The organism is Actinomycetota bacterium (assembly GCA_005774595.1).
Lineage (GTDB): Bacteria > Actinomycetota > Coriobacteriia > Anaerosomatales > D1FN1-002 > D1FN1-002.
Map to the genome: position 1 here is coordinate 1 of VAUM01000349.1, position 1879 is coordinate 1879.

Annotated in this window: 3 protein-coding genes; all 3 read right to left on the reverse strand. The window is 72.6% G+C overall.

Annotated features, from left to right (window positions below):
* On the reverse strand, window positions 1-576 hold a 576-nt coding region (locus FDZ70_09980; GenBank protein TLM68391.1), incomplete at its 3' end, for an ABC transporter ATP-binding protein.
* A 53-nt stretch (window positions 577-629) separates the two neighbouring features.
* Entirely contained in the window at window positions 630-1409 is a 780-nt protein-coding gene (locus FDZ70_09985) for a biotin/lipoyl-binding protein (GenBank protein ID TLM68389.1), read from the reverse strand.
* Between the two features lie 42 nt (window positions 1410-1451).
* The coding region (locus FDZ70_09990; protein TLM68390.1) for an HlyD family efflux transporter periplasmic adaptor subunit at window positions 1452-1879 on the reverse strand (428 nt) is incomplete at its 5' end.

The following is a 1879-nucleotide window of genomic DNA, read 5'->3' on the forward strand; positions in this document are numbered from 1 at the left end:
GTCCATGTACGGTGTGGCGACGAAGACGGTGATGCCGCGCCGGTGCAGGCCCGAGATGATGCGCCAGAACTCCCGGCGCGACACCGGGTCGACGCCGGTGGTCGGCTCGTCGAGGAAGAGCAGGTCCGGCTCGGAGATGAGCGTGGCGGCGAGCGCGAGCTTCTGCTTCATGCCGCCCGACAGGTACTGCGCCTGGCGCTTCGCGAACTCGGTGAGGCCCGCGAACTCGAGCAAGCGCTCGGCACGCGCGTCCATCTCGGCTCGGGGCACGCCGCGCAGCTCGGCGAAGAAGTCGAGGTTCTCGCGCACGGTGAGGTCGCCGTAGAGCGAGAACTGCTGCGACATGTAGCCGATGCGCGGCTTGACGGCGTACTGGTCGGAGACGACCGAGCGGCCGAAGACGAGCGCGTCGCCGTCCGTGGGCATGAGCACGGTCGTGAGCATGCGGATGAGCGTCGACTTGCCGGCGCCGTCCGGCCCGATGAGGCCGAAGACGCTGCCGCGCGGCACGGCGAGCGTGACGCCGTCGACCGCGACCACGTCGCCGGACTCGCGCGAGCGGAAGACGCGGCGCAGGTCGCGAGAGTCGATCGCAAGCTCGGGGCCGGACGCGCTGTCGGACGCGAGGGTCACCGCAGCGCCACGTCCGCGGGCATGCCCGCCTTGAGCGCGCCGTCGGCTCCGGTGATGCGCAGCTTGACCTGGTAGACGAGCTTCACGCGCTGGTCCTTCGTCTCGATCGACGCGGGCGTGAACTCGGCCTGGCTCGCGACGAAGACGACCTCGGCGGCGTACTCCTTGTCGGTCGAGTCGGTGGTCAGCACACCCTCCTGGCCGACCTTCACCTCGCCGATGCGGCCCTCCGCCACGTAGATCGTCACGGTGAGGCTCGCCGGGTCGCTCACGACCGCCAGCGTGCTGCCGGGCACCGCGTTCTCGCCGGCGCGCGCGGCGATCGCGGTCACCGCCCCGTCGACCGGCGAGGTGACGGTGGCGTACCCGAGCTGGACCTTGGCCATCGACAGCGCGACGTTCGCCTGGTCGAGCTGCGCCTTGGCCGCGGCGGCCTCCGGCGAGCTCGAGCCGTTCTCATCGACGGCGTTGTCGTGGCTCGCCTTCGCGGCGGCCACACCCGCCTCGGCCTGCTTCACCTGCAGGGCGAGCACGGCGGTGTCGAGCTTGAAGAGGGTGTCGCCCTTCTTCACGGGGGCGCCCTCATCGGCGGGCACCGACACGATGCGCCCGGCGACCTGTGACGTGACGGCGATGCGGTCGCTCTCGATGGTGCCGCTGCCGCCGAGCGCGTCCTCGCCGGCGCCGCTGCCGCCGGAGTACGCGCGCCAGCCGAAGTAGCCCGCGGTGGCGAGCGCGGCCACCACGACCACGGCGATGACGGGCTTCTTGTTCATGGCGGTGCTCCTGTCTCGTGCGTGCGGCCGCTTCTCGCGGCCCTACGTCCCGGATCCGGTCAGCAAGGTGACGTCGACGGGGGTGCCGGGCGGGGCCCAGCCGCCGTCGTCGATCGTCACGGTCACGCGCACGACGCGCGTCATGTGGACGATGGGCGTGGCCAGCGAGGTCGGCGGGAACTCGGCGGTCTCCGCGATGCGGGTGACGCGGCCGGGAAGCGGTGCGCCGGCGGCGTTCGAGTCGAAGCCGACCTCCGCCGCGACGCCGAGCCGCACCTCGGCGAGCTGCTCGGGGGTGACGAACGTGTCGACGCGGGTGGGGCCGTCGGCGCGGACGCGCACGAGCGGCGCGCCCGCCATGGCGAGCGTGCCGGCCCGGCGGGCCTCGGTGACGATGCCGCTGCACGGCGCGACGACGGTGGCCTGCGCGACCTTCGCGTTCGCGACCTCGATCCCGACGTCCTTGGCGG